Source organism: Pseudomonas sp. fls2-241-TYG-175 (assembly GCF_030209155.1).
GTDB lineage: Bacteria > Pseudomonadota > Gammaproteobacteria > Pseudomonadales > Pseudomonadaceae > Aquipseudomonas > Aquipseudomonas viridiflava.
Genome location: NZ_JARVSO010000013.1, coordinates 139532 through 160213, shown reverse-complemented (window position 1 = coordinate 160213; position 20682 = coordinate 139532). Strand labels below are relative to the sequence as shown.

Annotated in this window: 23 protein-coding genes; 13 read left to right on the top strand and 10 right to left on the bottom strand. The window is 60.7% G+C overall.

The annotated features are described in order from the left end of the window. Positions 1-711 (bottom strand): ABC transporter ATP-binding protein, encoded by a 711-nt coding sequence (locus tag QRN20_RS11195; protein ID WP_043305254.1) that lies wholly within the window; start codon positions 709-711, stop codon positions 1-3. Positions 712-780: 69 nt separating this feature from the next. Beyond that, positions 781-1368, bottom strand: coding sequence for a DUF2796 domain-containing protein (locus tag QRN20_RS11190; RefSeq protein WP_029241894.1), 588 nt, complete (start codon positions 1366-1368; stop codon positions 781-783). A 265-nt stretch (positions 1369-1633) separates the two neighbouring features. Between QRN20_RS11190 and QRN20_RS11185 the strand changes: the two genes are divergently transcribed. Both QRN20_RS11185 and QRN20_RS11180 read left to right on the top strand, forming a co-directional pair. After that, on the top strand, positions 1634-2056 hold the full coding sequence (locus tag QRN20_RS11185) for a nuclear transport factor 2 family protein (protein ID WP_004883736.1): 423 nt from the start codon (positions 1634-1636) through the stop codon (positions 2054-2056). Between the two features lie 61 nt (positions 2057-2117). Further along, positions 2118-2471 (top strand): hypothetical protein, encoded by a 354-nt coding sequence (locus tag QRN20_RS11180; RefSeq protein WP_122429210.1) that lies wholly within the window; start codon positions 2118-2120, stop codon positions 2469-2471. Between the two features lie 57 nt (positions 2472-2528). On the opposite strand, the gene trxA is transcribed toward QRN20_RS11180, so the two are convergent. The 3 genes from trxA to QRN20_RS11165 all read right to left on the bottom strand — a co-directional run bounded on the left by trxA (position 2529) and on the right by QRN20_RS11165 (position 4776). After that, positions 2529-3401, bottom strand: a complete 873-nt coding sequence (gene trxA / locus QRN20_RS11175; RefSeq protein ID WP_285360377.1) for a thioredoxin — start codon at positions 3399-3401, stop codon at positions 2529-2531. Between the two features lie 272 nt (positions 3402-3673). After that, complete coding sequence (locus QRN20_RS11170) at positions 3674-4330, bottom strand: class I SAM-dependent methyltransferase (protein WP_122412619.1); 657 nt, start codon at positions 4328-4330, stop codon at positions 3674-3676. Next, a complete protein-coding gene (locus QRN20_RS11165) occupies positions 4327-4776 on the bottom strand; it encodes a YbaY family lipoprotein (protein WP_004883740.1) in 450 nt (149 codons plus the stop codon). Before QRN20_RS11165 ends, QRN20_RS11170 begins: the two co-directional genes overlap by 4 nt. 180 nt (positions 4777-4956) lie before the next feature. Between QRN20_RS11165 and nrdR the strand changes: the two genes are divergently transcribed. From nrdR to QRN20_RS11120, 9 genes are all read left to right on the top strand, one after another. After that, a complete protein-coding gene (nrdR, locus tag QRN20_RS11160; RefSeq protein WP_004883741.1) occupies positions 4957-5421 on the top strand; it encodes a transcriptional regulator NrdR in 465 nt (154 codons plus the stop codon). After that, the gene (gene ribD, locus QRN20_RS11155; protein WP_074454453.1) at positions 5418-6563 is read left to right on the top strand and encodes a bifunctional diaminohydroxyphosphoribosylaminopyrimidine deaminase/5-amino-6-(5-phosphoribosylamino)uracil reductase RibD; all 1146 of its coding nucleotides are present in this window, start codon (positions 5418-5420) and stop codon (positions 6561-6563) included. The genes nrdR and ribD overlap by 4 nt, the downstream gene beginning before the upstream one ends. 47 nt (positions 6564-6610) lie before the next feature. Beyond that, positions 6611-7273, top strand: a complete 663-nt coding sequence (locus tag QRN20_RS11150; protein WP_004883743.1) for a riboflavin synthase — start codon at positions 6611-6613, stop codon at positions 7271-7273. A 21-nt stretch (positions 7274-7294) separates the two neighbouring features. Beyond that, positions 7295-8386 (top strand): bifunctional 3,4-dihydroxy-2-butanone-4-phosphate synthase/GTP cyclohydrolase II, encoded by a 1092-nt coding sequence (gene ribBA, locus QRN20_RS11145; protein WP_025995567.1) that lies wholly within the window; start codon positions 7295-7297, stop codon positions 8384-8386. Positions 8387-8515: 129 nt separating this feature from the next. After that, a complete protein-coding gene (ribH, locus tag QRN20_RS11140) occupies positions 8516-8992 on the top strand; it encodes a 6,7-dimethyl-8-ribityllumazine synthase (protein ID WP_002555427.1) in 477 nt (158 codons plus the stop codon). Continuing rightward, positions 8989-9486 carry a transcription antitermination factor NusB gene (gene nusB, locus QRN20_RS11135; RefSeq protein WP_004883745.1) on the top strand — a complete coding sequence of 166 codons (498 nt, stop codon included), beginning with the start codon at positions 8989-8991 and terminating at the stop codon, positions 9484-9486. The genes ribH and nusB overlap by 4 nt, the downstream gene beginning before the upstream one ends. 16 nt (positions 9487-9502) lie before the next feature. Then, the gene (thiL, locus tag QRN20_RS11130; protein ID WP_043305246.1) at positions 9503-10468 is read left to right on the top strand and encodes a thiamine-phosphate kinase; all 966 of its coding nucleotides are present in this window, start codon (positions 9503-9505) and stop codon (positions 10466-10468) included. Between the two features lie 150 nt (positions 10469-10618). Continuing rightward, entirely contained in the window at positions 10619-11236 is a 618-nt protein-coding gene (ribA, locus tag QRN20_RS11125; protein ID WP_029241888.1) for a GTP cyclohydrolase II, read from the top strand. After that, a complete protein-coding gene (locus QRN20_RS11120; RefSeq protein ID WP_004883748.1) occupies positions 11233-11652 on the top strand; it encodes a hypothetical protein in 420 nt (139 codons plus the stop codon). The genes ribA and QRN20_RS11120 overlap by 4 nt, the downstream gene beginning before the upstream one ends. Positions 11653-11743: 91 nt before the next feature. Here the strand turns inward: QRN20_RS11120 and dxs are convergent, their stop codons facing one another. The 5 genes from dxs to yghU all read right to left on the bottom strand — a co-directional run bounded on the left by dxs (position 11744) and on the right by yghU (position 17178). After that, positions 11744-13639 (bottom strand): 1-deoxy-D-xylulose-5-phosphate synthase, encoded by a 1896-nt coding sequence (dxs, locus tag QRN20_RS11115; RefSeq protein WP_122544629.1) that lies wholly within the window; start codon positions 13637-13639, stop codon positions 11744-11746. A 157-nt stretch (positions 13640-13796) separates the two neighbouring features. Continuing rightward, positions 13797-14684 carry a polyprenyl synthetase family protein gene (locus QRN20_RS11110; protein ID WP_029241886.1) on the bottom strand — a complete coding sequence of 296 codons (888 nt, stop codon included), beginning with the start codon at positions 14682-14684 and terminating at the stop codon, positions 13797-13799. Beyond that, positions 14681-14926 (bottom strand): exodeoxyribonuclease VII small subunit, encoded by a 246-nt coding sequence (locus tag QRN20_RS11105; protein WP_004883751.1) that lies wholly within the window; start codon positions 14924-14926, stop codon positions 14681-14683. The genes QRN20_RS11110 and QRN20_RS11105 overlap by 4 nt, the downstream gene beginning before the upstream one ends. A 126-nt stretch (positions 14927-15052) precedes the next feature. Next, positions 15053-16219: a cystathionine beta-lyase gene (metC, locus tag QRN20_RS11100; protein ID WP_029241885.1), complete on the bottom strand. Its 1167-nt coding sequence runs from the start codon at positions 16217-16219 to the stop codon at positions 15053-15055. Positions 16220-16335: 116 nt separating this feature from the next. Next, the gene (gene yghU, locus QRN20_RS11095) at positions 16336-17178 is read right to left on the bottom strand and encodes a glutathione-dependent disulfide-bond oxidoreductase (RefSeq protein WP_025995558.1); all 843 of its coding nucleotides are present in this window, start codon (positions 17176-17178) and stop codon (positions 16336-16338) included. 395 nt (positions 17179-17573) lie between these two features. Between yghU and QRN20_RS11090 the strand changes: the two genes are divergently transcribed. Continuing rightward, complete coding sequence (locus tag QRN20_RS11090; RefSeq protein ID WP_122414929.1) at positions 17574-19817, top strand: autotransporter family protein; 2244 nt, start codon at positions 17574-17576, stop codon at positions 19815-19817. Beyond that, entirely contained in the window at positions 19817-20680 is an 864-nt protein-coding gene (locus QRN20_RS11085; RefSeq protein ID WP_029241882.1) for a hypothetical protein, read from the top strand. The genes QRN20_RS11090 and QRN20_RS11085 overlap by 1 nt, the downstream gene beginning before the upstream one ends. Positions 20681-20682 lie beyond the last annotated feature (2 nt).

Here is a 20682-nt window from a genome sequence, read left to right as displayed (position 1 = left end):
TCAAATCTCCACGGCAACGGCGGCGCGATTGAGGTCGCTGAGCGACAGGTTGCGATCGAACAGCGGTGCCAGGCTCTGGTCATGACTGACGAACAACAGGCTGGCGCCAGCTTCGCGGCATTCGGCGAACAGCAGGCGAATGAAGGCTTCGCGTGAGTCGGCGTCCAGTGCAGAGGTCGGCTCGTCGGCGATCACCAGTTCCGGTTGACCGATCAGGGCGCGTGCTGCCGCGACACGTTGTTGCTGGCCGATGGACAGCGAGTCTGCACGTCGGGTCAGCATGGCCGGGTCTTTCAGACCCAGGTGAGTCAGCAGGGTCGTTGTCGCTTTTTCAACGCTGCCATGCCGCTGTTTCGCACGCTCGGCGCGGACTTTGGAAAAGTGGCAGGGCAGTTCGATGTTCTCGCGCACCGACAGAAACGGCAGCAGGTTGAACTGCTGAAAAATATAGCCGGTGTGGTCGACGCGGAAACGGTCCCGCGCTGCTGCGGACAGGCTCGAAAGCTCCTGCCCCAGCAGGCGGATGGTGCCGCGAGTGGGTTTTTGCACACCGCCCAGCAGGCCCAGCAGCGTAGTCTTGCCGCTGCCGCTCGGGCCTTTGAGGAACAGGGTTTCGCCGGTTTCCAGGCGAAATTCGGGGATGTCCAGAAGCTGCGGCTGACCCGGCCAGTTGAAGCTCAGGTCGGACAGCTCGATCAGTGCTTGGGTCATGGTCTGACTCACGCTCGGTTGAAAATCAAAAGACCGGGCCAGGCCCGGTCAATGTGCCGCGAAGGGGGATCAGAACTTCAGCGTAGGGTTCGCTGCAATCACTTCTGCACCCGACTGGCCACTTGGCGAGATCAGTTGTACCTGAAGCTTCTTGGTGTCGGGGAATGTTTTGAAGATCTGCGACAGGTCGAGCTTCTTCAGGATGGCAGGTGCATCACAGACGAATTTGTAAGTGCCATGAATTTCGCTGTGTTCGTGATGATCGGCGTCGCCGTCTTTGGCGTGTTCTTCGTGATCATCATCCTTGTCGCCGAACAGCGGGCTTTCCACTTTGACCGACGTGGCCGAGCAGTTGGCGGCATCGGCGATGCTGAACAGCGCATTGGGCTTGAGCAGAAACTCACGCGCCTTGGCCAGCTTGGCCTTGTCTTCAGCCGACGTTGCCTCGTGCTCGAACCCGACAATGTTCATGGCCGGGCTGTCGAATTCGAACTCCAGCGTCTTGCCTTCCAATACTACGTCCAGACGCCCGACACCGTGCTCATGAGCGCCAAGGCTGCCGTGTTCTGCGCCGTGATCATGATCGTGTTCTTCAGCGGCATGGGCGACAGCAAGTGGCAGCAGGGCGAAGGGCAGGGCGAGTAGCAGACGGCGCATAACAGACTCCGGTGGTGCGTTTTCGGGAAAAATCGTTATGTGATCTTATAACAAGTCATGCGTGGCGTGAGGTGTTTTTTCCTGAACGACGGTGCTTCCAGCAACGAGGGCTGGAATAGCGCAGGTCCGGATTATGCCGAACCGTTCTCACGGACCAGGTCGTCAGATCCTACCCTGAATGGGGTAGCCACTGAATGAATGCAGGATGCGTCGTCAGTGGCAGCAATACATCCAGGGACCTGCGCCGCCTCAAGGAAGACCCCTCATGAAAAAGCTCCATCCCAACGTCGAAACCCTGCGTGCGATCTACAAGGATCTGGCCCGCATCGCCGAGTTCGCGGATCACGACATTGTGCTGCACAAGGCGGATCGAGGTGCCCGGGGCGGATTGTCCATGGTCATCGGCAGACGGTCGGTGCAGAACCATGAGCTGGACCTGATCGAGCACACCCGCCAGACCCTGTACATGGACGTCCACGAAATCGTGGCCGATGACCACTTCGGTTCGGTCATGGGCTACATGCGCGCCACCTGCGAGCGCAAGAAAATCGCCATGCCGTTCTGCGGTCTGTGGCGCTTTCGCGATGGAAAGATCGTCGAGCACTGGGAAAACGTTTACGACATCAGGGCGTTCGGCAGCTTCATGATGGGCGATGAGTCATTGATGAGTCGCTGGCTGTGTGACTGAACGTGGGAATGCGCGCCCACGTGTGGGAGCATGTGCGTCTGACTGTCAGCAGGTGCATATCATGTTGCGTATTCGTGGAACCGTGGGCCAGTGGCCGGTGGATTTGACACTGGAACTGGACGAAGGCGATTGGGCCCAGTTGGGCGCGCAGTTGAAGGCCTCGGCGCCTGAAGAGGCGCAGGCAGTGGTCGAGAGCAGGCCGATCAATCAGGACGACAAGGTCTGGCAGGTGGCGCAGGACCTGTTGCAAAAGGCCGGACAGATGAGCGGGCCGGACCTTCTGGCGCAACTGGAAGGCGTCGCGGGCAGCACCGCAGCGGGCAAACGCCTGTTGGTGCGTTTGCGGCATTGCGCGAATGTGAAAGTCGAGAGCGGGGCAGATGCGCCGCTGTACAGCTGGGTGGCTGCCAAATGACTCAACGCTGACCGGTGTCTGGCATCCTTGGGATACCGGCACCGGCCAGCGTCTTGCTTAGTACAGCGCTGCGAACAGCTTGCGACGGTACATCGTCACCAGTGGATGGTCGTTGCCCAACAAGTCGAACACCTGCAGTAGCGTCTTGTGTGGCAGACCTTCAGCGTAATTGCGATTACGGATGAACAGCTTGAGCAACCCGTCCAGCGCCGCTTCGTACTGCTGACGGGACAACTGCTGGATGGCCAGTTGATAGGACGCTTCGTCGTCCTGCGGATTTTGCGCCAGACGGCTTTTCAACTCGGCAGCATCCGGCAGGGTGGCGGCTTCGGCAAGAAAGGTCAGTTGCGCCTTGGCGCCCGCGAGTTCGGCCTTGTGGGCGTCACTCTTGACGGCATCCAGCACCTGACGCGCTTCACTCAGCTCGCCACGTTCAGCTAGGCAGCGCGCGTACAGAATCAGCGCCGCAGCGTTGGTGTTGTCTTCGCCCAGCACGACTTTGAGCATGGCTTCAGCGTCGGCAAAGCGGCTCTCTGCAAACAATTCCTGCGCCTGCTTGAGCGGATCGGCAGCGGGCGGCGGTGGCATGACCACGTGTTGTTCGAGAATCTTGCGGATTTCCGATTCCGGCTGTGCTCCGGCAAAACCGTCCACCGGCTGGCCATCCTTGAACAGCACCACGGTTGGCAGGCTGCGGATGCCGAAACGGGCGACGATGTCCTGCTCAACGTCGCAGTTCACCTTGGCCAGCAGCAATTCACCCTGGTAGCTCTCGGTGATCTGTTGCAGCAGAGGCATCAGCACCTTGCACGGCGCACACCACTCGGCCCAGAAATCCACCAGCACGGGTTGGTCGAATGACTTGTCGATCACCAACTGATCGAAAGTCGCCGTGGTTGCATCGAAGATGTAAGCAGTGTCCTGGCTCATGGCGCGTCTCGGAGAATCTGAATGCCGCCAACTATAAAGCCCGCCGGGGAATGCTGAAAGGGAAGTCTCGGGGAGAGCGGGGGTGATCAGTAGATCAGGTTGGTCGGACACCGACTCAAACTGTGGGAGGCGGCTTGCCGGCGAAGCATTCTTTCAGGCGACGCTTCAGTGGCTGTCCTGACGCCATCGCCGGCAAGCCGCCTCCCACATAGAGTGTGGTTCTCATGCTGCCTGCATGTTGTCTGGCAAATTGGGCCTGTCCTTGAGGGCCGTTATGCGCGTACGGCGTGATACAGGCTCACATCACGAAACTCGTGCGGCTCGGCCAGATCGGGCAGGGTCAGCGCATGGAGCATGTCCAGGCGTTCATAGGCAGGGTGCTGAAAATCCCGAACCCTCGAGTCTGCCACCAGCGCTTCACGGCCGCGCCTCAGGAAGTGGTCGAGCAAGGGCAGGTTGGCGCGGTCGTAGAGTACGTCTGCGACCAGAATCAGGTCGAAGCGGTCGGCCTCGGCGAAGAAGTCCGCCGAGTAGTTCAAGCGCACGTCGTTGAGGTCTGCGTTGGCCTTGCACGCAGCGATTGCCAACGGATCGAGATCGCAGGCCACCACTTCCAGCGCGCCCGCCTTGGCGGCAGCAATGCCCGCGACGCCTGAGCCCGCACCGAAGTCCAGCACGCGCTTGCCCTTTACCCAGTGCGGCTGCTCGGCCAGAAAACGCGCCAGCGCCAGACCGCTCGCCCAGCAGAAACTCCAGTAAGGCGGCTCTTCCAGGATGCGGCGCGTCTCGTCCGGGCTGAAGGCGCGGTCCATGTTGTCGGCGTCGATAAGCCACAGCTTCAGCGTGGTCTGCGGCAGCGCTGTCACTACCAGCCGGGCATCGCCGAGCAATTCGTGCAGCGCCTGCTGAAGGTGTTGCGGAGCGGTCATGGTGCCTTGACGAACTGCAACTGCCCCAAGGCCTGGCTGGTGGCCTGCTGAATGCGCATCGACGGCAGATGCAGAATCAGTTGCCCCGACTGGCTGGCCCGGCCACGCAACTCGACCCGGCCATCCACCGGAAAGGCTTCCGGGTTGAAGCGCAACTGGAACGGCAGCGACTGCCCGTTACCTTGCAGCTTGGTGCTGGTCAGCAATTTTTGCGGACGATTGCGTTCATCGACCACCAGCATCGCCAGCTCGACTTCGGCCCCAGCTGGTACACCCAGCAATTGACCGCTCAATTCGCGCTGATAAGGCTGCAACGGACCTGGGCCGGTGGGAAGTTTGATCGCTGGCGCAACAGGCTTGGCCGGGACCGGCTCGGGGGCGTCATTGCTGCTGCAGGCGGCCAGCAAGCCGAACAGTCCGAGCAGAAAAAGGGGGCGTAGCGTCATCAAGAGCTCCACAAGACAAAAAACGAAAGGCTGTACGACGCCGGATACCGATGCAGTATTACCGAGCTCGGGCAATTTCACATCACGATATTGCGCGTCTATATACCGTAAACCCCAAGCCTTGTCTTGCCAGCGGGATGCGCTACCATGGCGCTCCTCATTCTTTTGTTGCCTGCCACCATGCACTGTCCCTTCTGCGGTGCCAATGACACCAAAGTCATCGACTCCCGCCTAGTCGCCGAAGGCGAACAAGTCCGCCGCCGTCGCGAGTGTCTGGCCTGCGGCGAACGCTTCACCACGTTCGAAACCGCCGAGCTGGTGCTGCCGCGCCTGATCAAGACCGACGGCAGCCGTCAGCCCTTCGATGAAGAGAAATTGCGCGCCGGTATGCAGCGTGCCCTCGAGAAACGCCCCGTCAGTGTCGAACGTCTCGAAGCGGCGCTGGCGCATATCAAGCACAAGCTGCGTGCGACCGGGGAGCGTGAAGTCAAATCCCTCGTCGTCGGTGAACTGGTCATGGGCGAGTTGCAGAAACTCGACGAAGTGGCCTACATCCGGTTCGCCTCGGTTTACCGGCGCTTTCAGGACCTCAACGAATTCCGTGAAGAAATCGACCGCCTGGCCCGCGAGCCTGGCAAGGAATGAGTGCATTGCTGACTGAACAGGCTGCTCTGGACGTTCATTACATGGCCCGGGCGCTGGAACTGGCGCGAAAAGGGCTGTATTCCACGCACCCCAACCCTCGGGTCGGTTGCGTGATCGTGCGGGAAGGACAGATCGTCGGCGAGGGCTGGCATGCCCTTGCTGGCGAGCCTCATGCCGAAGTCCATGCGTTGCGTCAGGCTGGCGAACAGGCCAGAGGCGCAACCGCCTACGTCACCCTTGAGCCGTGCAGCCACCATGGTCGTACGCCGCCCTGCGCCGATGCGCTGGTGAATGCCGGGGTCACACGGGTCGTGGCGTCCATGCAGGACCCCAACCCAGAAGTGGCCGGTCGTGGCTTGCTGCGATTGATGACCGCAGGCATTGCAGTCCAGTGCGGCGTGCTCGAAGCCGAAGCGCGTGCCCTGAACAAGGGCTTTATCAAGCGCATGGAAACCGGCCAGCCTTATGTGCGGGTCAAGCTGGCGATGAGTCTGGATGGCCGCACGGCCATGGCCAGCGGTGAAAGCCAGTGGATTACAGGTCCCGAAGCGCGTTCTGCGGTTCAGCGTCTGCGGGCGCAATCGAGTGTGGTGCTGACCGGTGCCGATACCGTGCTGGCCGACAAGGCCCGCCTGACCGTGCGCCCGGACGAGCTGGGCCTGAACGCTGAGTTGACTGCATTGGCGGCGGCTCGTGCACCACTGCGTGTATTGATCGACGGCCGTCTGCGCGTGCCGCTCGACGCGCCATTCTTTCAGGCAGGCAGTGCGCTGGTCGCCACCTGCGCCGCAGCGTCGGCCCGGGGTCGTTATCACGATGAAGGCCACGAGATTGTCGCGATGGCTGACAGCGCAGGTCACGTGGACCTGCGCAAGTTGCTCACTGAACTGGGGACTCGCGGCGTCAACGAAGTACTGGTCGAAGCCGGTCCGCGGCTGGCGGGTGCGTTCACGCGTCTTGGGCTGGTGGACGAATTCCAGATTTTCATCGCCGGCAAGTTTCTCGGTTCCTCGGCCCGACCGCTGCTCGACCTGCCGCTGGCGCAGATGAGCGAAGCGCTGGAACTGAAGATCGTAGAAATGCGCGCCGTCGGCAATGACTGGCGAGTCATTGCTCTCCCTGTTCCCGTACCCGGCGTATAATTCCAGGCTTTCGCTAAACGCGAAGCCCTTGTTCTCCAGGAGGACTCATGTTTACCGGCATCATCGCTTCCATCGGCAGCATCCGCGCACTGACCCCTAAAGGCGGCGATGTCCGCGTTTATGTGGAAACCGGCAAGCTCGACCTGAGCGACGTCCAACTGGGCGACAGCATCGCCGTCAACGGCGTGTGCCTGACGGCCGTCGAACTGCCCGGCGACGGCTTCTGGGCCGACGTCAGTCGTGAAACCCTCACCGTCACCGCCTTCGTTGACCTCAAGTCAGGCAGCCGCGTGAACCTGGAAAAGGCCCTGACGCCAACCTCGCGTCTGGGCGGTCATCTGGTCAGCGGTCACGTCGACGGCGTGGGCGAGATCGTCTCGCGTGAAGATAACGCCCGCGCCATCCAGTTTCGTGTGCGAGCGCCGCGCGAACTGGCCAAGTACATCGCCCACAAGGGCTCGATCACGGTCGATGGCACCAGCCTGACCGTCAACTCGGTCAACGGCGCCGAGTTTGAGCTGACCATCGTCCCGCACACGCTGAGCGAGACCATCATGTCCGACTACCGTCCAGGCCGTAAGGTGAATCTGGAAGTCGACCTGCTGGCGCGCTATCTGGAGCGTCTGCTGCTGGGCGACAAGGCCGCAGAGCCGGGTCACGGCACCATCACCGAAAGCTTTCTGGCCGAGAACGGCTACCTCAAATCCTGAATTGATTGAAGGGGGTGCCGCGTGGCGCTCAACAGTATCGAAGAGCTGGTAGAAGACATTCGCCAGGGCAAGATGGTCATCCTGATGGATGACGAAGACCGCGAGAACGAAGGCGACCTGATCATGGCCGCCGAATGCGTCAAGCCTGAGCACATCAACTTCATGGCCCGTTTCGCACGTGGCCTGATCTGCATGCCGATGACCCGCGAGCGCTGCGAGACCCTGAAGCTGCCGCTGATGGCGCCGCGCAACGGTTCCGGTTTCGGCACCAAGTTCACCGTGTCAATCGAGGCCGCCGAAGGCGTGACCACCGGCATCTCGGCTGCAGACCGCGCGCGCACCGTGCAGGCTGCTGCTGCGAAGGACGCCAAGGCAGATGACATCGTCAGCCCCGGCCATATCTTCCCGCTGATGGCTCAGGCAGGCGGCACGCTGGCCCGCGCCGGTCATACCGAAGCCGCGTGCGACCTGGCGCGAATGGCCGGTTTCGAACCGAGCGGTCTGATCTGCGAAGTCATGAACGACGATGGCACCATGTCGCGTCGTGCGGAGCTTGAGGCATTTGCCCTCGAACACGACATCAAGATCGGTACCATCGCCGACCTGATTCACTATCGGATGATCCACGAGCGTACCGTTCAGCGGATTGCCGAGCAGCCGATGGACAGCGAACTGGGGCATTTCAACCTGGTGACCTACCGCGATTCGGTCGAAGGCGATGTCCATCTCGCATTGACGCTGGGCAAGATCTGCGCGGAAGAACCGACCCTGGTGCGTGTGCACAACATGGACCCGCTGCGCGACCTGCTGATGGTCAAGCAGCCAGGCCGCTGGAGCCTGAGAGCCGCCATGAGCGCGGTCTCCAAGGCTGGCAGCGGTGTGGTTCTGCTGCTGGGTCATCCGCTGGATGGCGACGTGGTGCTGGCCCATATCCGCGAAACGGCCGGGCAGCAACCGATCAAGACACCGACCACTTACAGCACCGTCGGCGCGGGTTCGCAGATCCTTCGTGACCTGGGCGTGCGCAAAATGCGCCTGATGAGTTCACCAATGAAGTTCAATGCGATATCCGGTTTCGATCTGGAAGTTGTAGAATACGTGCCCTCCGAATAAATACCGGCAGGTCGATGCACGCGAAAGCCTGTTTTTCGTGTCCATCGGCCTGACAGTTGTGATTCGTGGCCTAAAATCCTCCAAAGTCCGCCTCAAGGCGGGCTTGCTCTTTAATACGAGACTCACCGAATGACCTTGAAGACCATCGAAGGTACCTTCATCGCCCCCCAAGGCCGCTATGCCTTGGTGGTTGGCCGTTTCAACAGCTTCGTCGTGGAAAGCCTGGTGAGCGGTGCCGTTGATGCGCTGGTACGCCATGGCGTGAGCGAAAGCGACATCACCATCATCCGTGCGCCGGGTGCTTTCGAGATTCCACTGGTTGTGCAGAAAGTTGCGCAACGCAGCGAGTTCGCCGCCATCGTCGCGCTGGGCGCGGTCATTCGTGGCGGCACCCCGCACTTCGAATACGTCGCCGGTGAGTGCGTCAAGGGCCTGTCTCAGGTTTCCATGGAATTCGGTGTTCCGGTTGCCTTCGGCGTGCTGACGGTCGATTCGATCGAGCAGGCCATCGAGCGCTCCGGCACCAAGGCTGGCAACAAGGGCGCTGAAGCTGCCTTGTCCGCCATCGAAATGGTCAGTCTGCTGTCGCAGCTGGAGGCCAAGTGATTTCCGACGATACCGATCAGTTCAACCCGCGCGATGCCAAGTCGCCCGAGGCCGCCAAAGGCAAGAGCGCCAAGCGTCGCGAAGCGCGTCAGATGGCGACCCAGGCCCTGTACCAATGGCACATGGCAGGTCATTCGCTGAACGAAATCGAGGCACAGTTCCGTGTCGACAACGACTTCAGCAACGTTGACGGCGCTTACTTCCGTGAGCTGCTGCACGGTGTTGCCACCAACAAGACCGAGATCGACACAGCGCTGTCGCCTTGCCTGGACCTGACCATCGAAGAACTCGATCCGGTCGAGCTGGCGGTTCTGCGCCTGTCCACCTTCGAATTGCTCAAGCGTATCGACGTTCCTTACCGCGTCGTGATCAACGAAGGCATCGAGCTGGCCAAGGTCTACGGCTCCACTGACGGCCACAAGTTCGTCAACGGCGTGCTGGACAAGCTGGCGCCGCGCCTGCGTGAAGTCGAAGTGAAGGCCCACAAGCGCTGATCAGCGCCTGACCTTCATGGGAGAGTTCGAGCTGATCCGTCATTACTTCGCCGCTGCGCCCTGTGCGCAGGCGCGCGAAGAAGTGGCGCTGGGCATCGGCGACGATTGCGCCTTGCTGGCGTTGCCGCCCGGCGAACAGATGGCGATCTCCACCGACACCCTGGTTGCCGGGGTGCATTTTCCCGAAGTCTGCGACCCTTTTCTGCTCGGCCAGCGCGCGCTGGCGGTGTCTGCCAGTGATCTGGCGGCCATGGGCGCGCGTCCTGTCGGCTTCACCCTGGCTTTGACCTTGCCGAGCGTCGATATCGACTGGCTCGAGGCATTCGCGTTCGGGCTGAGCCGGATGGCGCAACATTGTTCGTTGAGCCTGATCGGCGGCGACACGACCCGTGGACCGTTGAGCCTGACGCTGACTGTGTTTGGCGGCGTGCCCGCCGGGCTGGCGCTGACACGCAGCGGTGCCCGGGAAGGCGACCTGCTGTGCGTCGGTGGTGCGCTGGGTGACGCTGCCGGAGCCTTGCCGCTGGTCCTGGGTGAGCGCAACGCCGAGCCGTCTGTTGCAGAGCCTTTGCTGGCGCGCTATTGGTCGCCTCAGCCGCAACTGGCGCTCGGTCAGGCGCTGCGTGGCAACGCCACGTCCGCGCTGGACATTTCCGACGGCCTGCTCGCCGACTGTGGACATATTGCCCAGGCATCGAACGTCCGACTGTTGATCGAGCGCGACACGCTGCCAATGTCCGCCGAACTGCTCACGCTTTTCGACACTCAGTCCGCTCGGCAAAAGGCTCTCAGCGGCGGCGATGACTACGTGTTGGCGTTCACGCTGCCACCGGTTCATCTGGCAGCCTTGCTGGAAGCCGGCTGGCCGGTGCATGTCATCGGCCGAGTCGTTGCGGGGCAGGGCGTCGCGCTGATTGATGGCGACGGACAGGACGTCACGCCGTCGACCCGTGGTTACCAGCATTTTCGGGGTGGGTCGTGAATGTCCCGCCCGCTTGGGGTTCGATTGGGTTCTATCGATCGAACTTTACGATCTGAATGCCCGAGAATTCAGCCTAAGCGTCTGCAGGAACCTGCTGTTACAATGCAAATCTTGCGAATTTCCAGTCTTCATACTGATTAGGAGCACACGGTGCCCGTCGTATTTGTCGCCGCTTCCAAACTGCCCACACCTTTTGCAGAATTTGCCATGCACGGCTTCATCGAGTCGGCAACCGGGCGTGAACACGTTGTCCTGAGTCTGGGTGACGTGGCAGATGGCACCCCTGTTCTGGGTCGTATTCATTCCGAATGCCTGACCGGCGACGCCTTGTTCAGTCAGCGTTGCGATTGTGGTTCCCAGCTTGAAGCTGCTTTGCGCGCCATTGCTACTGAAGGCCGCGGCGTGCTGTTGTACCTGCGTCAGGAAGGTCGTGGTATCGGCCTGATGAACAAGATTCGCGCCTACGAATTGCAGGACGGCGGTGCCGACACCGTTGAAGCCAACGAGCGTCTGGGTTTTGCGGCTGATCAGCGCGACTACGCGATCTGCCTGCCGATGCTTCAGCATCTGGGTGTCCAGTCGCTGCGTCTGATGACCAACAACCCGCGCAAGGTCAAAGCCTTGACCGACATGGGGATCAAGGTTGCGGAGCGCGTGCCGCTGCACACCGGTCAGAATCCGCATAACAAGCTGTACCTGGCCACCAAGGCCGGCAAGCTGGGCCATATGATGGGCAACGAGCATCAGAGCGAGGTTGGGCCCGCTTGACCCGCAGTCAGGTTCGCCAGCGACTGGCGATGGCATGGTGGCGCCAGCTCGGCCTCACCCTTGCGCCGTTGCTGGTCGTCTGCCTGTTTTTCGGCAGTAACGAACCGATGATGACCGTGCTGGCTCTTCCGCTGTTCGTCGCAGGCGTGGGTTCGATGTTCGTCAGCCTCAAGCCGTTCGGGGCTTACAAGCGTGCGTTGATCACCACCCAGACCGCACTCGACACCCCTCAGGAACCCGCCGCCTGGCTGCACCTTGCCGCTGTTCGACGTCTGGCCTTCCTCTACGCCGGGCTCCCTGCCTGGATCGCCGCCATTGCCGTGCTCTTCGGCCTGCACCCATTGCCCGTCTGCCTGCTGGCATTTGCGAGCGTGGTGCTGCTGTATCTGTACCGGATTCCATCGCAGCTAGGCTGACGGCAGCGGGGGAGCGCGGACGCGGAGCGTCCTGAGCGGTGTTAAACACAAAAAAAGCGCTCAATGAGCGCTTTCAATGTTTTCGCGTCAATCAACCAATCAGCGTCAGCCGCTTGTTGATCGCCGCTTCGATGCCTGGCGCATCCAGGCCACACTCGGCCAGCATCTGCGCAGGTTTGGCGTGTTCGACGTAAACGTCCGGCAAACCAATGTGCAGCACGGATTTGAGGATGTTTTCTCGCGCCAAGAACTCACTGACCGCCGCGCCCGCGCCACCCATGATGGCGTTCTCTTCGAGCGTGACCAGCAGTTCGTGATTGGCGGCTGCCTCACGAACCAGTGCTTCATCGAGCGGCTTCACGAAGCGCATGTCGATGACTGTAGCGTCCAGCTTCTGCGCAACGACCAAGGCTTCGGCCAGTTGCACGCCGAACACCAGAATCGCGACGCCCTGACCCTGACGACGCACGATGCCCTTGCCGATTTCAACAGGCTCAAGGTCCTTTTCGATCACGGCGTTTGGACCCATCCCACGCGGATAGCGCACGGCGGCAGGGCCGTTATGCAGGTAGCCGGTGCTGAGCATCTTGCGCAGTTCGTTTTCGTCGCTCGGCGTCATCACCACCATGCCGGGGATGCAGCGCAGGTAAGACAAGTCGAAGCTGCCCGCATGCGTCGGGCCGTCTTCGCCCACCAGACCGGCGCGGTCGATGGCGAACAAAACGTCGAGATTCTGCACCGCTACGTCATGCACCAGTTGGTCATAACCGCGTTGCAGGAAGGTGGAATAGATCGCGACCACCGGCTTGCTGCCTTCACAGGCCATGCCCGCAGCCAGCGTGACGGCGTGCTGCTCGGCAATCGCCACGTCGAAATAACGCTCAGGGTAACGCTCACTGAAATCGACCAGATCCGAGCCTTCCTTCATGGCTGGCGTAATACCCACCAGCCGTGAATCCGCTTCAGCCATGTCGCACAGCCACTGACCAAACACACCGGAATACTTTGGGCCGCTGACCTTTTTCGGGATCGCGACAGGCGCATTCAACGGTTCGAGTTTGGTGATCGCGTGGTAGCCGATCGGGTCGATTTCGGCCGGACCAAAACCCTTGCCTTTCTTGGTGACCACATGCAGGAATTGCGGACCCTTGAGGTCACGCATGTTGCGCAACGTGGCGATCAGCGTCGGCAGGTCGTGACCGTCGATAGGCCCGATGTAATTCCAGCCCAGCTCTTCGAACAGCGTGCCGGGAACCAGCATGCCTTTTGCGTATTCCTCGGTGCGACGGGCGATTTCCCAGGCACCGGGCAGGCGCGAAAGCACCTTTTTGCTGCCTTCACGCATGCTTGCATACGTGCGGCTGGAAAGGATCTTGGCCAGATAGTTGGACAGCCCGCCAACGTTGCGCGAGATCGACATGTCGTTGTCGTTGAGGATGACCAGCATGTTTGCGGCCACTTCCGGGGCGTGGTTCAACGCCTCGAATGCCATGCCCGCCGTCAGCGCGCCGTCGCCGATCACGGCGATGGACTTGCGGTCGCTGCCCTGCAGGCGCGAGGCAATCGCCATGCCAAGAGCCGCGCTAATTGAGGTGCTGGAGTGACCAACGCCGAACGTGTCGTACTCGCTCTCGCTGCGACGCGGGAATGCCGCGACACCGTCTTTCTGGCGCAGCGTGGACATGCGCGCGCGACGGCCCGTCAGGATCTTGTGTGGGTAGGCCTGATGGCCAACGTCCCACACCAGGCGGTCGTCCGGCGTGTCGAACACGTAATGCAGGGCGATGGTCAGCTCGATGACGCCGAGACCGGCACCAAAATGCCCTCCGGTCTGGCCAACGGAGTAGAGCAGTTCCAGGCGCAGCTCATCGGCCAGGGTTTCCAGCTCGGCTTCACCCAGAAGGCGCAGGCCATCCGGTGTATTGGCTCGGTCGAGCAACGGCGTAACCGGGCGCTCGCGGGGAATCTCTTTGAACGTCGTGGGCATCAGGCGAATCGTTATAAGTAAAAGAGGCGGCAGTTTACCTTATGCATCGCAAGCTGCCCATGAAGTGCATCAGCGGCGTCCGGCTGAACCGGACCTGATGACTGTGACCGGATGAAGCGCTGTTGATTCACCCGATTTCGATGGTCGGTAATGCTGATCAGTGACGGCGTTCAACGATGTAACGGGCCAGTTCTCGCAAAGGTTCTGCTGCATTACTGAACAATTCTAGTGCAGTCAGCGCCTGATCGCGAAGCTCCAGGGCGTAGCCTTTGGCAGCTTCAAGCCCCAGCAAGGCAGGGTAGGTCGGCTTGTCGCGTGCAATGTCGGCGCCCTGGCGTTTGCCGAGGGTGGCAGTGTCACTTTCCACGTCGAGAATGTCGTCCTGCACCTGAAAAGCCAGGCCTACGGCCCGGGCATACACTTGAAGTGCATCAAGTTGTGTCTGGTCTGCGCGGCCGCTGGCCAGTGCGCCCAGTCGAATACTGGCTTCGATCAACGCGCCGGTCTTGTGGCGGTGCATGTATTCCAGTGCAGCCTGATCCAGCTTCAAACCCACCGAACCCAGATCGATCGCCTGACCACCCACCATGCCGGCCGGACCGGCTGCTGTCGCCAGAGTGCTGACCATCTGCAGGCGCGTCTGCGCGTCACGTGAGGTCAGGTTCGGCGCGAGCAGGGCGGTGAACGCCAGACTCTGCAGGCCGTCGCCCGCCAGAATCGCGCAGGCTTCGTCAAACGCCTTGTGGGTCGTGGGTTGGCCGCGACGCAAATCGTCATCGTCCATCGCAGGCAAATCATCATGCACCAGCGAATAGGCATGGATCAGCTCGACCGCACAGGCCGCGCCGTTGGCATCTTCCGCGACACCACCCAGTGCCTCACATGCTGCATAGGCCAGCAACGGGCGCACGCGTTTGCCGCCATTCATAACGCTGTAGCGCATGGCGTCGTAGAGGCGTGTCAATTCAGGGGTTGGGGCTTGAAACAGACCTTCGAGCGCCGCGTTGACGCGGGCCTGGCTTTGCGCTTGGTAGCTCGCGATCATTCAGGCAATTCCGCGTCGTCGAAAGGCTCTTCGGCCAGTTCACCATCGCGCTCCAGCAACACCTGAACCTTCTGCTCGGCAGCGGTCAGAGCGCTCTGACAGTCGCGCGTCAGACGCACGCCCTGTTCGAAGGCGGTGAGAGAGTCTTCCAGTGACAACTCGCCATTCTCCAGTCGCTCTACCAGCGTTTGCAGATCAGCGAGAGACTGTTCGAAATCCAGTGCAGCTTTCTTGCGGGCCATGAGGGCATTTCCGGTAGAGATTAAACCGGGCGACACTAGCAGAGCGACGCCCGTGGGGCAAATGACGGCGACCTGTTCGGCAGCCGGATGACAGCGCTGTAGCGCTTTCAGATTAGCCCGCAGGGTTCAGACTGCGGCGAAACCTGACCGCAGGTCGGCGATCAGGTCGTCCGGGCTTTCCAGACCGATTTGCAGGCGTAGCATCGGGCCGTCACCGCGATCGGGGCCATGTTGTTCAATCTCGGTGATGAGGCTTTCGAAACCGCCCCACGAATAACCGATCCCGAACAGCTTCAGGGCACCGACGAAACGGTCGAGCACCTGACGATCGGTCGTCTTGAATTCGAAACTGAGCAAACCATTGCAGCCATGGAAATCCCGCTTCCAGATGGCGTGGCCCGGATCGCTCTCGAGCGCCGGATACAGCACTCGCGCCACCTGCGGTTGCTCCAGCAGCCACTGCGCAACCTGCAGGGCATGACGCTCATGCATAGCCATACGTGCCGCCAGACTGCGGGCGCCACGCAGCACCAGATACGCATCGTCCGGGCTGACCGTATTGCCAACGGCGATGTTCATGGTTTTGAGGGTTTTCCAATGGGCTTCGGTAACGCTGACACTGCCCATCATCACGTCCGAATGCCCGGCCACGTACTTGGTCAGCGCCATCAGTGAAATGTCTGCACCCAGCTCAAGCGGCTTGAACAACACGCCAGACCCCCACGAGTTATCCACAGCCAGCAACAGATTTTTCGCTTTGCACAGCCGCGAAAGCGCAGGCAGATCACACATGTCGAAGGTCAGCGAACCGGGCACTTCGGCGTAGATCATGCGTGTGTTGGGCTTGATCAGAGATTCGATGTTGCTGCCATTCGCGGCGTAGTAATCGAACTGGATGTCGAACGCTTTCAGCATCGTGTTGGCCAGACGCCGCACCGGCCCGTAGACCGACTCTGTCATCAGCACATGATCGCCGGGACGCAAAAACGACTGAAACATCTGAGCGACCGCAGCCAGCCCGGTGGGATAAAGGCAGGTGCCGTGGGCGCTTTCCAGTTCAGTGATCAGGTCCTGCAACGCAAACGCCGTCGGGTTGCCGTTGGCACCGTACGTCAACGAGCGCTCAGGCCCGGCCGTCCGCACTTCCGCTTCGCGCAAGGCCGCGAGGCTGTCGAACAGGACCGTACTGATCCGCACGACCGGCGGATTGACCGACAACCCCGGACCGCTGCCTGCACTGCGGCCGCGTTGCGACAGGGCGGTGTGGGCGCGTGGGTCTTTGTCGTGCGGCATGTGGGGCTCCGGTGTCAGATGGCGGATCAACAGCGCATAAGGTTAAGCGATGTTGGCCATCGTGTCGGCACTGATGTGATGCTGGTTGAAGCATCACAACAGCGCCGCGTGACGCCTTACTTATCCAGATCAGACGCCTGGTGCCGCTCTGGAACCTGCTCCGATTCCTCGCCCCAGGTGCGATTCACCTTCTTGCCGCGTATCACTGCAGGCCGCGCTGCGATTTCTTCGGTCCAGCGGATCAGGTTCGGGTATTCGTGCACCGATAGAAACTCTGCCGCCGAATACACCTTGTTCTGCACCAGCGCGCCATACCACGGCCAGACGGCGATGTCGGCGATGGTGTAAGTGTCGCCTCCCAGATAACGGCTTTCTCCAAGACGACGGTTCAGCACGTCCAGCTGACGCTTGGCTTCCATCGCGAAACGGTTGATCGGGTATTCCAGTTTCTCAGGCGCGTAGGCATAGAAATGCCCGAAACCGCCGCCCAGATAAGGCGCTGCACCCATCTGCCAGAACAGCCAGTTCAATGTTTCGGTCCGCCCGGCCGGATCGGCGGGCAGGAAGCTGGAAAACTTCTCCGCGAGGTACAGCAGAATCGATCCCGATTCGAACACACGCACCGGCGTGTCGTGACTGCGATCCACCAGCGCCGGGATCTTCGAGTTCGGATTGACCCCGACAAACCCACTGGAGAACTGATCGCCCTCGGAGATCTTGATCAGCCAAGCATCGTATTCCGCGCCGCTGTGTCCCAGTTCCAGCAATTCCTCCAGCATGATCGTGACTTTGACGCCGTTCGGCGTGGCCAGCGAATAAAGCTGCAGCGGGTGCTTGCCGACCGGCAGTTCCTTTTCGTGCGTAGGGCCGGCGGTGGGACGATTGATGCTGGCGAAGGTGCCGCCTGACGCGGCTTCGTGCTGCCAGACCTTGGGCGGAGTATAGGGAGTGTCAGTCATACGGAAGGCCTCAGTGAGTGGTGTGAGGTGGGAATCGTTGAACGCTGAAGGTATGAGTTGAAAACCGCGTCAAGCGTTCGATTGCAGATTTTTCAGTCTGCAACGGCGAGCTGTTGTGCAGCAGATTGCTGCAAAAATCGCGGATATCGTAGTTTTATTTTATCTATGAGTAGTCTCGAATACAGGCTGTTGTCGTTTTAATGACGTCAAATAAATGATGCCATTATGATGGCCTTTCTGTATTCTCGCCGCGCCCTTCTGCGCGACGCCACTGCCCGCTATTACAGTCAGGTTCTACCACGCACGGAAGCTTGTCCAATACGCTGTTAAAGGAATGAACTGTGATCCCTGTTCTGCGCAAGACCCTGCTCGCCCTCTCGGTGGCCGCCTACGCGATGCCCGCATTCGCCGAAACCGTTCAACTGACCAATGCCGGCTTCAAAAGCCAGGGCCAGACTCACACTGGTAACCTCGACATGGGCGGAAGTTATAGCGGGAGCGGTTTGCAGACTATCGTCGGTCTCAACGGTTCGAGGGTCGACAAGGATCTGATTCTCAATGCCGCCATCACCAGCAGCGGCGGAGAAGGGGTGAAAGGTGTCAGCGTAGAGGGCGGCAAGATCGTCGGCACCTTCTTCAATCGTGGCCAGATCGATGTCTCCGGCAAGGGCGCGACGGGTGTTGACCTGACCACCAGCAGCTCGGGGGCTTTTGCAGAGCTGGGCTATTTCAACAACCAGGGCACCATTGTCGCTACAGGTGAAAACGCTGAAGGCGTGCGGATCGACGGCGCCAGCTTCACCGGCAACACCACGCACCTGACCAACGACGGGACGATACGCGGGCAGGGTACTGCCATCGCCATCGGTAATACTCGCTTCAATTTGCCGGGCGCTCAGCCGTGGTTCCTTGAAAGAGGCGATTTCAATATCTTCAACAATGGCTCGATCATTTCTGCCGACAAGGCCATCGATGCCTCAGCAAGCAATCGCCCGGTCGAACTGATCCTGCGCAAGGGCAGTGTCATTGTCGGCAACCTGATAGACCTGAGTAATATTGAACTGGAAGGTGACACGTCCTTCACGGCGACCAATACCAGCACTGACGGCTATAACATCCGTCTGAAAAAGGATGGTGTGATCGCAGTAGGTTATATCGACAGCCCGTCGACCACCTTTACGCTGGAAGCTCCGCACACCAGCATCAATGGCGGCATTTACGTCGCAGGCAACTCTGCGCTGGCCCTGAATCTCAGCAGTGCCACCAACGTGAATACGGCCGTCCTGAGAGTCACCGACGCCGCCCAGTTCGAACCAGGTGCCCAGATCAGGCTGGCCGCCAAGGGTGAGGATTTCAGCGCCACAGGCACTACCTACAAACTGCTCGAGGCAGGCCGAATTGATCTGCTTGACAAAGAGGGTGTGAAAGTCGACCCGAACGGTAAGCTTGATGTCGTCAGCACATCGGCGCTGCTCAACGTCGACAGTTACACCGTCAGCGGTACTCAAGTGGTTGCGGTGGTGACGGCCAAAGGCAAGGAACTGGTTGCCCAGATCGTCACCGATAACGGCGGCTCGACCAATAGCCAGAAAACGCTGGTCAACCTCGTCGATGACAGCATCATCGGCAAAATGAACGATAGCGATCCGTTCAAGCAAGCCTTGCTGAACGCTGATGAAGCTCAGGTTGCCAGGCTGGCCTCGCAACTGACGCCGGAAATCAACGGCGGCGCAACCCGTGCCGCGACCACCAGCCAGAGCCTGATCAGTGGCGTCACCGGCAGCCGCACCAGCTCGATACGCGGCGCGTCGTCGGGCGAAGGCTTCAAGGAAGCGGGCGTATGGGTCCAGTCGCTTTACAGCGACGCCACTCAAGGCCAGCGTGACGGCGTGGCGGGCTATAACGCCTATAGCCACGGCGTTGCAGTCGGCGCTGACGGCAAGTTGAACGAGAACCTGACCGTGGGTCTGGCGTACAGCTTCATCAATACCGACGTGAATGGCAAAAACGGCAACAAGACCGAAGTCGACAGCCATGCATTCACCCTGTACAGCGGTTTCGAACTGGGCAACTACTTTGTCGATTCCAGCCTGACCTACGGCCTCAACGACAATCAGGGCAAACGCAGCATTGCCGGTACGCGTGCCAAATCGGACTATGACAGCGACCTGTTGGGCCTGAATCTGGTGGGCGGCTACACCTACCACGTCACCCCGCAAACGCTGATCGAGCCACGATTGGCTGCGCGTTACAGCCAGGTGAACATCGACGGCTATCGCGAGAAAAACTCGTCGGCCGCGTTGAAGGTCGAAGACCAGCGCTATGAAGCCATCGAGCTGGGCGCGGGTGTACGAGTGGCGGGCAGTTTCGTTCTCGGCGCGGGCACGCTGGAACCGCAAGCCAAACTGATGGCGTATCACGACTTCGCCGCCGACGAGGCCAAGAGCACATCGACCTTCCTGCTCGGCAGCACACCGTTCGTGACCAGCGGTGCCAGGGCGGTACGTGACAGCTACGAAGCAGGCGTGGGTGCGGATTACAAACTGGGGGCGATCACCCTTGGTCTGAATTACGACTACATCGGCAAGTCGGATTTCGATGCCGATGTGTTCTCGGCAAAAGTGCGTTACGACTTCTGATGACTAACTCCCGTCCCGGCCCTTATCGCTGGGGCGTTTTCTTTCAGGCTTTGATGGCGCTGCTGATCGGCGCCCTCATAGCAGGCTGCCAATCGCCGCGTCAGGCATTGCAACAACTGGCTGACGAGCATGGTCGGCAACTGCAAATCCTGCCCGGCCAGCCGTTCGGGCTGGCTGCGCTGCTGCCGAACCATGTCCCGCCTGCGGGCCGTCTGCGCGTTTACCTTGAAGGCGACGGTCATGCCTGGGCCACTGCGACCCAACCCAGCCTCGACCCCAGCCCCCGAAAATTGCTGGTGCCGCGTCTGGCCATCGACGACCCGACACCCAACGCCTACCTCGCACGACCTTGCCAGTTCGTCACCTCGGCTGGCTGTAAGACAGCGCTCTGGACAGATCGACGTTTCTCGCAGGAGGTCGTCACCAGCCTCAGCCAGGCACTTGACCTTCTGAAACAGCGTTATGGCAACCCGTCATTCGAACTGGTCGGCTACTCCGGCGGGGCCGCCCTGGCGCTGCTGCTGGCTGCTCAGCGAGATGACGTGACCCAAGTCCAGACGCTCGCAGGCAACCTCAGCCCGCGCCTATGGGCACACACCCATCACCTGACACCCCTTGCAGGCTCACTCGATCCACTGGACTACCCGCGTCGGTTGGCGGGCATCCCTCAACGGCATTTCTCAGGGACTCTGGATGAAGTCGTTCCGACTGCGCTGGCACAGGCGTATCGCGAGCGGTTGCGCAGCGGTGTGTGCAATCAGGTGGTGGTGGTTGAGGGCGTGAGCCATGAGGCCGGATGGGACAGGGTCTGGAGGCTTTGGAGAGATCGGGGGCTGGACCGGTCTGGTGAATGTGCGGATTAGCG

Bases quoted from the DNA above. Each gene is read 5' to 3' on its own strand.
- QRN20_RS11195 (WP_043305254.1), bottom strand. From the start codon at position 711: ATGACCCAAGCACTGATCGAGCTGTCCGACCTGAGCTTCAACTGGCCG.
- QRN20_RS11190 (WP_029241894.1), bottom strand. From the start codon at position 1,368: ATGCGCCGTCTGCTACTCGCCCTGCCCTTCGCCCTGCTGCCACTTGCT.
- QRN20_RS11185 (WP_004883736.1), top strand. From the start codon at position 1,634: ATGAAAAAGCTCCATCCCAACGTCGAAACCCTGCGTGCGATCTACAAG.
- QRN20_RS11180 (WP_122429210.1), top strand. From the start codon at position 2,118: ATGTTGCGTATTCGTGGAACCGTGGGCCAGTGGCCGGTGGATTTGACA.
- trxA (WP_285360377.1), bottom strand. From the start codon at position 3,401: ATGAGCCAGGACACTGCTTACATCTTCGATGCAACCACGGCGACTTTC.
- QRN20_RS11170 (WP_122412619.1), bottom strand. From the start codon at position 4,330: ATGACCGCTCCGCAACACCTTCAGCAGGCGCTGCACGAATTGCTCGGC.
- QRN20_RS11165 (WP_004883740.1), bottom strand. From the start codon at position 4,776: ATGACGCTACGCCCCCTTTTTCTGCTCGGACTGTTCGGCTTGCTGGCC.
- nrdR (WP_004883741.1), top strand. From the start codon at position 4,957: ATGCACTGTCCCTTCTGCGGTGCCAATGACACCAAAGTCATCGACTCC.
- ribD (WP_074454453.1), top strand. From the start codon at position 5,418: ATGAGTGCATTGCTGACTGAACAGGCTGCTCTGGACGTTCATTACATG.
- QRN20_RS11150 (WP_004883743.1), top strand. From the start codon at position 6,611: ATGTTTACCGGCATCATCGCTTCCATCGGCAGCATCCGCGCACTGACC.
- ribH (WP_002555427.1), top strand. From the start codon at position 8,516: ATGACCTTGAAGACCATCGAAGGTACCTTCATCGCCCCCCAAGGCCGC.
- thiL (WP_043305246.1), top strand. From the start codon at position 9,503: ATGGGAGAGTTCGAGCTGATCCGTCATTACTTCGCCGCTGCGCCCTGT.
- dxs (WP_122544629.1), bottom strand. From the start codon at position 13,639: ATGCCCACGACGTTCAAAGAGATTCCCCGCGAGCGCCCGGTTACGCCG.
- QRN20_RS11110 (WP_029241886.1), bottom strand. From the start codon at position 14,684: ATGATCGCGAGCTACCAAGCGCAAAGCCAGGCCCGCGTCAACGCGGCG.
- QRN20_RS11105 (WP_004883751.1), bottom strand. From the start codon at position 14,926: ATGGCCCGCAAGAAAGCTGCACTGGATTTCGAACAGTCTCTCGCTGAT.
- metC (WP_029241885.1), bottom strand. From the start codon at position 16,219: ATGCCGCACGACAAAGACCCACGCGCCCACACCGCCCTGTCGCAACGC.
- yghU (WP_025995558.1), bottom strand. From the start codon at position 17,178: ATGACTGACACTCCCTATACTCCGCCCAAGGTCTGGCAGCACGAAGCC.
- QRN20_RS11090 (WP_122414929.1), top strand. From the start codon at position 17,574: ATGCCCGCATTCGCCGAAACCGTTCAACTGACCAATGCCGGCTTCAAA.
- QRN20_RS11085 (WP_029241882.1), top strand. From the start codon at position 19,817: ATGACTAACTCCCGTCCCGGCCCTTATCGCTGGGGCGTTTTCTTTCAG.